Raw genomic sequence first — 6,431 nt, 5'->3', positions numbered from 1 at the left:
GCAAAATAAAACAAAACCACCCCACCAAAGGAAGACGAGGAGTCCCCCACGAGGATGGCCAAAAACAACAAACAAAAACCACCAAACACACTATTGAGTTCTCAAACAACACACCCGCTCTGACCGCGCAACAACTCTACGGTGATTACCGCTGAATTGTACTGCGGGCAGATGAGCACCCTCACCGAAGTGAGAGAAACTCTCTGGGGGCCGGCCGCGCTCCCCGGTCCGAAGACCGTGTCGCGGCGACTTGAAGTAAGTTACGGCAGTGGAAACTGGGAGTCAAATCCGCAGGTAGACGGCGTGGCGGGCAGAAGTTCACGGCTAGAGCGTCCGCTCAGATCCTCTCGATGCCTGCCACGTTGCGCTTGCCGCGCCGCAGGACGAGCCACTTGCCGTGCAGGAAGTCCGTCGTGTTCGGCGCCCAGTCGTCGCTCTCCACCCTGGCGTTGTTGACGTACACCCCGCCCTCGGACAACGTGCGCCTGGCCTCCCCCTTGCTCTTGGACAGACCGGTGGCCACCAACAAGTCGCCTATTCCGTCCGGCAGGCCCGGCCCGAGCTGGGCCACCGACGTCTCTTGCAGCGCGGCAGCCAGGGTCGGTTCGTCCAGATCGGCCAACTCGCCGCGCCCGAACAACGCCTGGCTGGCCAGTTCGACCGAGTCCGTCGCGTCCTGCCCATGGACCAGAGTGGTGAGCTCCTGGGCAAGTCGTCGTTGTGCGGCGCGCTCGTGTGGCCGCTCGGTCGTCGCCAGCTCGAGGTCGCCGAGCTCGTTGGCCGGCAGGAAGGTGAACCACCGCAGATACCGGACGACGTCGGCGTCTGCGGTGTTGAAGAAGTACTGGTACCAGGCGTAGGGCGTCGTCAGCTCGGGGTCGAGCCACACGTTGCCGCCGCCGGTCGACTTGCCGAACTTCTTACCGTCGGCCGAGGTCACCAACGGCACCGTCAGCGCATGAGCGGTGGCCCCGAGCTTCTGCCGGACCAACCGCACGCCTGCGATGATGTTGCCCCACTGGTCGGAGCCGCCGATCTGCAGTGAGCAGCCGTGCCTCTGGTGGAGCTCCACGTAGTCGTTGGCCTGCAGGAGCATGTAGCTGAACTCCGTGTAGGAGATACCGTCGCCGTCGAGTCGCCGTCGGATGGTGTCGCGATCGAGCATCACGTTGACCGAGAAGTGCTTGCCCACGTCGCGAAGGAACTCGATGGCCGAGAGCTGCGACGTCCAGGACAGGTTGTTCTCGACGATCGCGCCGGTGGCGGAGCCGTCGAAGGCAACGAACCGTTCCAACTGCCCGCGAATGCGGTCGGACCACTCGGCGACGGTGTCGGCGGTGTTCAGCGTGCGTTCGGCGCTATCCCTTGGATCGCCGATCATGCCGGTGGCCCCACCTGCGAGAACGATCGGCCGGTGCCCGGCCCGCTGGAAACGCTGCAGGGTGAGCAGCGGAATCAGATGTCCGGCGTGCAGGCTCGGCGCCGTCGGATCGAAGCCCGCGTAGAGCGTCAACGGCCCCGCGGCTGCCGCGGCCGCCAGCGCGTCGCGGTCGGTGGACTGCGCGATCAAACCGCGCCAGTCGAGTTCGTCGAGGATTTCGGTGCCCTGCACAGTCACGGTGTTGATCCTCCCGTATCAGTCGCTATCCCCCGGCGCGGGTGCCCGAGGACTGCGGCGGTAGGACGACACCTCCGGGCATTCCGCAAGCCAGAACCGCCACGGCCGGTCGGCTGCCTTGCTCACTCCCACACGTGGGCCGCTGAGGACGGCGCGTGGCGCCCCTAGGACCAACCCAACCGGACTCCGGTCATCGAAGAGGTCGATCCCGTTGTCGTCCATGGTGATTCCCAACGCCGAGCAGAGATTTCCCGGCCCGCGGGCCAACGCCACCGAGGCAACCGGGCCGCGACGGGCACGGGCGACGTCCGAACCGGCCCCGACCACCGCGGCGCGGAGTAGAACGGCTGCGGCCACGCCGTCGTCGCCGCAGACGACGTTCGCGCAGACGTGAATGCCATGGCTCCGATAGGCGTACAACCTGCCCGGCGCTCCGAACATGATGGCGTTGCGCCCGCCACGGCCGCGGAACGAATGGGCTGCCGCGTCGGGCCACGGGCCGTCGGGCGGACCGCCGTAGGCCTCGACCTCCACGATCAGCGCCTCGACCCCGCGGCCGGTCAGTACCGCACCGATCAGTCGGCGCGCCGCCGACACGGGATCGGCCGCCAGCACGTCAGCAGTCATTCAAGCGATTCTGCCCGCCGCTATTGACTCCGCCGCGAGCGGGGAGGAATATTCATCACATGATGAGTTCATCGCAGGATGAATTAATGTCGGACGGCGCGGTGCCCGCCGTCTCGATCACGCATCTGACCGTCGTCCGGGGGAGGCGCACCGCCCTGGAGGACGTCACGGTGCACATTTCGCCCGGCACCATCACCGGTGTCCTCGGACCATCAGGCTGCGGTAAGACGACCTTGATCCGCTCCATCGTCGGAACGCAGATCATTGCCTCGGGCACCGTGACCGTGCTGGGGCGGCCCGCGGGTTCCGCCGACCTGCGACACCGCGTCGGCTACGTGACGCAGGATCCCACCATCTATCAGGACCTCCGCGTGATCGACAACGTCCGCTACTTCGCGTCGCTGTACGGATCAGAGGCGAAGGCTGCCGACGAGGCGATCGCAGGCGTCGGGCTGGACGATCATCGAACCGCACTGTGCGGCAACCTCTCCGGTGGACAGCGCACCAGGGTGTCGCTGGCCTGCGCGCTGGTGGCGCACCCGGAACTGCTGGTGCTCGACGAACCAACCGTCGGACTCGACCCCGTCCTGCGGGTCGACCTGTGGGAGCAGTTCCACCACCTGGCACGCCGCGGCACGACGCTGCTGGTGTCGAGCCACGTCATGGATGAAGCCGACCGCTGTGGCGATCTCCTGCTGCTGCGGGAGGGTCGTCTGCTCGCCCACACCACACCGACCAAACTGCGAGAGGACACGGGATGTCAGTCACTGGAGGAAGCGTTTCTGTCCATCATTCGGCACAGCACCGCACCCGCGCCCGGCTGAGCCCGCAGGCCTACCTGGCCACCACGGGGCGGATCCTGCGGCAGTTGGCCGGCGATCACCGCAGCGTCGCGATGATCCTCGTCGTGCCCAGCCTGATCATCACGCTGATGTACTTCATGTTCAAGGACGTGCCGCACCGCCCAGGTACCCCGTCGCCGTTCGACAGCGCCTGCCTGATCATGCTCGGGGTCTTCCCCCTCATCGTGATGTTCCTCATCACGTCGATCACGATGCAGCGTGAACGCGTCTCGGGGACGTTGGAGCGCATCCTGACCACTCCCCTGCGGCGGCTGGATCTGTTGGCGGCCTACGGGTCCGCGTTCTCGATCGCGGCCGCCGCGCAGGCCACCCTCGCGTGTGTGATCTCGTTCTGGCTGCTCGGTCTCGACACGGCGGGCAGCCCCGGCCTGGTCTTCGCCATCGCGATCATCAACGCCGTTCTCGGTGTGGGACTGGGGCTGCTGTGTAGTGCGTTCGCGCGCACCGAGTTTCAAGCCGTCCAGTTCATGCCCGTGGTGATCGCCCCGCAGCTCCTGCTGTGCGGGATCATCGTGCCGCGCGACGTTCTACCGGACTGGCTGCAGTGGATCAGCAACGCGCTGCCCGCGAGCTACGCCCTCGAGGCCCTTCGCGAGGTCGGCGCACATCCGGACCTCACCGCCACGGCGGCCAGGGACATCGCGATCGTCATTGGGTTCGCCGTCGTCGCGCTATGCCTCGCCGCGGCGACGCTACGACGCAGGACGCCGTGAGCAGTACCGGCCGCAAGCGCCCGGGCAGACCGCCCGGCACGTCCGACACCCGCGATCGCATCCTCACCCGCGCACGGGAACTGTTCGCCCGCAACGGCATCGGCAATACGTCGATCCGCTCGATCGCGGCTGCTGCGGAGGTCGATGCCGCCCTCGTTCACCATTATTTCGGCACCAAGGAGCAGCTGTTTGCGGCCGCAGTGCAGATTCCCATCGACCCCATGCAGGTCATCGGACCGCTGCGCGAGGTGCCGATCGACCAACTCGGGCTGGTGCTGCCGTCGCTGCTGTTGCCGTTGTGGGACTCCGAGATCGGGTCGGGCTTCATCGCCACCATGCGCTCGCTGCTGGCCGGAAGCGACGTCGGCCTGATTCGGTCGTTCCTGCAGGACGTGATCTCGGTCGAGGTCGGTTCGCGGGTGGACGATCCGCCCGGCTCGGGCCCGATTCGCATTCAGTTCGTGGCGTCGCAACTGGTCGGAGTCGTGATGGCTCGTTACATCCTCGAGCTGGAGCCGTTCAAGTCGCTGCCCGTCCAGCAGGTCGCCGAGACCATCGCCCCGAATCTGCAGCGCTACCTGACCGGTGACCTGCCCGGCCTCGGCTAGGGTTCGGCGCGGTCCAACAATGCCTGATGCTCGGCATCGTCGGTGATGGCGACCGCCTCGGAGATCAGCAGTACCGGCACGCCGCCCTCGATCCGATAGGCACGTCGGAGCCTCGGGTTGTAGAGGACTTCGTCGGCTACCAGAAGGAGCGGCCCGCGATCCTGCGGACACACCAGAAGGGCGCGCAGACGTTGATCGAGCACGGTGCTAAGCGAGCGGGCTGTTGATGCTGGGGGCGCCGTTGGGATCGGGCACCTGGCCCGGGTTCCATGGGGTGATCCCGGTGCCGGGATTCACCGCAGGTGCCTGCGGCGCGCTCCGCTGCTGACTGCGCTTCTGGTAGGAGACCGTCGATTGGAGAGCGTCGATCAGCGGCACCTGGTTGGGGCGCTTGCCCATCGCGGCTTCGAGGTCGGCCATGTCGCCCTTGGAGGGGACGAATCCGGCGGCCCGGAGCTTCATGGCGGTGTGAATGAGGTTGGAGACCTGGCCACCGCCAGAGCCGGTGTCGTATTCGGCGTAGATGTCGTCGAGCACGTCCGCGTGCGCGGTGCCCGCACCCATCAGCAGACCAGCTGCCAGCGCGCCAGTTGCGGCGGCACCCGTAACCGTTCGACGCCAGCTGACCTTCTTGCTGGTCCGTGCAGTCATCAATCCTCCATCGTCGAGCGTGTATTGAGTTCCCGGCCCGACCCGGCGGCCACGTACAGCCAGCCGGAGCCTAACAAAGCGTCGCGGTCACGGCAGCTTGTCACTGGCATCACTCCGGTCGCTCATCCGGGTCCGTCCCGGTGAGCTCGGCGCGAACCGCGGCGGTGAATCGCTTGTAGACGCCGGTGTCTTGGTCGAGGTACCAGGCGTAACGGGACGGCTTCGGGACGCCTGCCGCGCGCAGCGGCGCGAGCAGCGGTCGGTAGGTGGCACTGAGCTTCATCTCCGGCACGACGTGGATGACGTCGGGTGGCGCGCCGACGGGCAGGACCGCGAGTGCCTCGTTGAGGTCCGCGGTCGGCACGCTGCCGCCTGGACTCAGGGTGAGGGCCGAGACGGCGAGGTCGTGACCACCGACGGGGACCCGGTACGTCACCGCGAGATCGACTGCGCCGACCCGACTGACGGCGTCGTTGACCGCTGCGCTGAACACCGGCCCGCGTTTCGTGCGGATCACCGAGCCGCGATTGTCGACGAGCCAGTAGTCGCCGTCCTCGTCACGGCGGAACAGGTACTCCGTCGACACCCACAGGTCGGCGGGAGCGAAGACCCCGCGCTTGACCGACGCCGTCGGATCGACGGGACCGCGTGGATGCGCGAGCAGGACACCGACCTCGCCTTGGCCCGCCAGTGCGACGAACCCCTGGTCGTCTTCGAGGATGAGGTCGTCATCCGGGTCGTAGGCCGCGAGAGCGATCTGACCGCTGCCGGGAAGCGGCCTGCCCTCACTGCCGAGCTTGGCGCCGGAGACGTTGGCCAGCACGGCCTGTCCGTCGGTGGTCGCGAAGAACTCGACGACGTGGGCCGGGGCGAACTCCTCCTCGACGCGCCTCCACAGACCGGTCGGCATGCCGGAGCCGATGAACAGGCGCACGGGGTGGTTGCCCTTGAGCGCGAACGACGGGTCGTCGATGACCTCGCGCAGCATTGCCCACGTATAGGACACGACCGTGACGCCGTACTGCCGCAGCTCGTGTGCGAAGCGGTCCGGGCGCAGCCCCCGCGACAGGGCGATCCGGGTGCCGCCCACGACGGCGCCGCCCAGGCTGACGAGCAGCCCGGACTGGTGATGCAGCGGCGTCAGGCAGTAGACGGTGTCACCGGTGCCGAGGTTGGCGGCGGACGCGGTCCCGAAGGCCGACAGCGCCCATCGGAAGTTCGTGATCTGCCGGGCGACGAGCTCGCCACCGACGGTCGCGAAGGCGACGTACGCCAGGTCCCTGGCGAACCCGGGGTTGGGCCGATACCAACCTGGCAGGGCGACGACGTCGGGGTTGATCTTCTCCATGTC

8 protein-coding genes are annotated in these 6,431 nt (G+C 67.2%); 3 read left to right on the top strand and 5 right to left on the bottom strand.

The window, feature by feature from the left end; genetic code table 11:
- Positions 1–337: 337 nt before the first annotated feature.
- Both tyrS and ACRDUX_RS06705 read right to left on the bottom strand, forming a co-directional pair.
- Positions 338–1,612 (bottom strand): tyrosine--tRNA ligase, encoded by a 1,275-nt coding sequence (gene tyrS, locus ACRDUX_RS06710; RefSeq protein ID WP_526412212.1) that lies wholly within the window; start codon positions 1,610–1,612, stop codon positions 338–340.
- Between the two features lie 24 nt (positions 1,613–1,636).
- Positions 1,637–2,245, bottom strand: coding sequence for a DNA-3-methyladenine glycosylase (locus ACRDUX_RS06705; protein WP_526412210.1), 609 nt, complete (start codon positions 2,243–2,245; stop codon positions 1,637–1,639).
- Between the two features lie 59 nt (positions 2,246–2,304).
- On the opposite strand from ACRDUX_RS06705, the gene ACRDUX_RS06700 reads away from it, so the two are divergent.
- From ACRDUX_RS06700 to ACRDUX_RS06690, 3 genes are read left to right on the top strand one after another with little or no spacing between them, the layout of a single operon-like run.
- Positions 2,305–3,069, top strand: coding sequence for an ABC transporter ATP-binding protein (locus ACRDUX_RS06700; protein WP_526412208.1), 765 nt, complete (start codon positions 2,305–2,307; stop codon positions 3,067–3,069).
- Positions 3,003–3,821 (top strand): ABC transporter permease, encoded by an 819-nt coding sequence (locus ACRDUX_RS06695; protein ID WP_526412206.1) that lies wholly within the window; start codon positions 3,003–3,005, stop codon positions 3,819–3,821. The genes ACRDUX_RS06700 and ACRDUX_RS06695 overlap by 67 nt, the downstream gene beginning before the upstream one ends.
- On the top strand, positions 3,782–4,429 hold the full coding sequence (locus ACRDUX_RS06690; RefSeq protein ID WP_526412205.1) for a TetR/AcrR family transcriptional regulator: 648 nt from the start codon (positions 3,782–3,784) through the stop codon (positions 4,427–4,429). Before ACRDUX_RS06695 ends, ACRDUX_RS06690 begins: the two co-directional genes overlap by 40 nt.
- On the opposite strand, the gene ACRDUX_RS06685 is transcribed toward ACRDUX_RS06690, so the two are convergent.
- The 3 genes from ACRDUX_RS06685 to ACRDUX_RS06675 all read right to left on the bottom strand — a co-directional run.
- A complete protein-coding gene (locus ACRDUX_RS06685) occupies positions 4,426–4,632 on the bottom strand; it encodes a Trm112 family protein (RefSeq protein ID WP_526412203.1) in 207 nt (68 codons plus the stop codon). The two genes, ACRDUX_RS06690 and ACRDUX_RS06685, sit on opposite strands and share 4 nt — an antisense overlap.
- Positions 4,633–4,636: 4 nt before the next feature.
- On the bottom strand, positions 4,637–5,080 hold the full coding sequence (locus ACRDUX_RS06680) for a hypothetical protein (RefSeq protein WP_526412201.1): 444 nt from the start codon (positions 5,078–5,080) through the stop codon (positions 4,637–4,639).
- Between the two features lie 109 nt (positions 5,081–5,189).
- A partial coding sequence (locus ACRDUX_RS06675) for an AMP-binding protein (protein WP_526412199.1) occupies positions 5,190–6,431 on the bottom strand: 1,242 nt, incomplete at its 5' end.

It is taken from the genome of Mycobacterium sp., assembly GCF_050701675.1.
Taxonomy (GTDB): Bacteria; Actinomycetota; Actinomycetes; order Mycobacteriales; family Mycobacteriaceae; genus Mycobacterium.
This window is presented reverse-complemented; position numbering and strand designations above follow the sequence as displayed.

Excerpts from the sequence above, each read along its gene's own strand:
- ACRDUX_RS06705 (WP_526412210.1), bottom strand. The coding sequence starts at position 2,245 with ATGACTGCTGACGTGCTGGCGGCCGATCCCGTGTCGGCGGCGCGCCGA.
- ACRDUX_RS06680 (WP_526412201.1), bottom strand. The coding sequence starts at position 5,080 with ATGACTGCACGGACCAGCAAGAAGGTCAGCTGGCGTCGAACGGTTACG.
- ACRDUX_RS06690 (WP_526412205.1), top strand. The coding sequence starts at position 3,782 with ATGCCTCGCCGCGGCGACGCTACGACGCAGGACGCCGTGAGCAGTACC.
- ACRDUX_RS06700 (WP_526412208.1), top strand. The coding sequence starts at position 2,305 with ATGATGAGTTCATCGCAGGATGAATTAATGTCGGACGGCGCGGTGCCC.
- ACRDUX_RS06695 (WP_526412206.1), top strand. The coding sequence starts at position 3,003 with ATGTCAGTCACTGGAGGAAGCGTTTCTGTCCATCATTCGGCACAGCAC.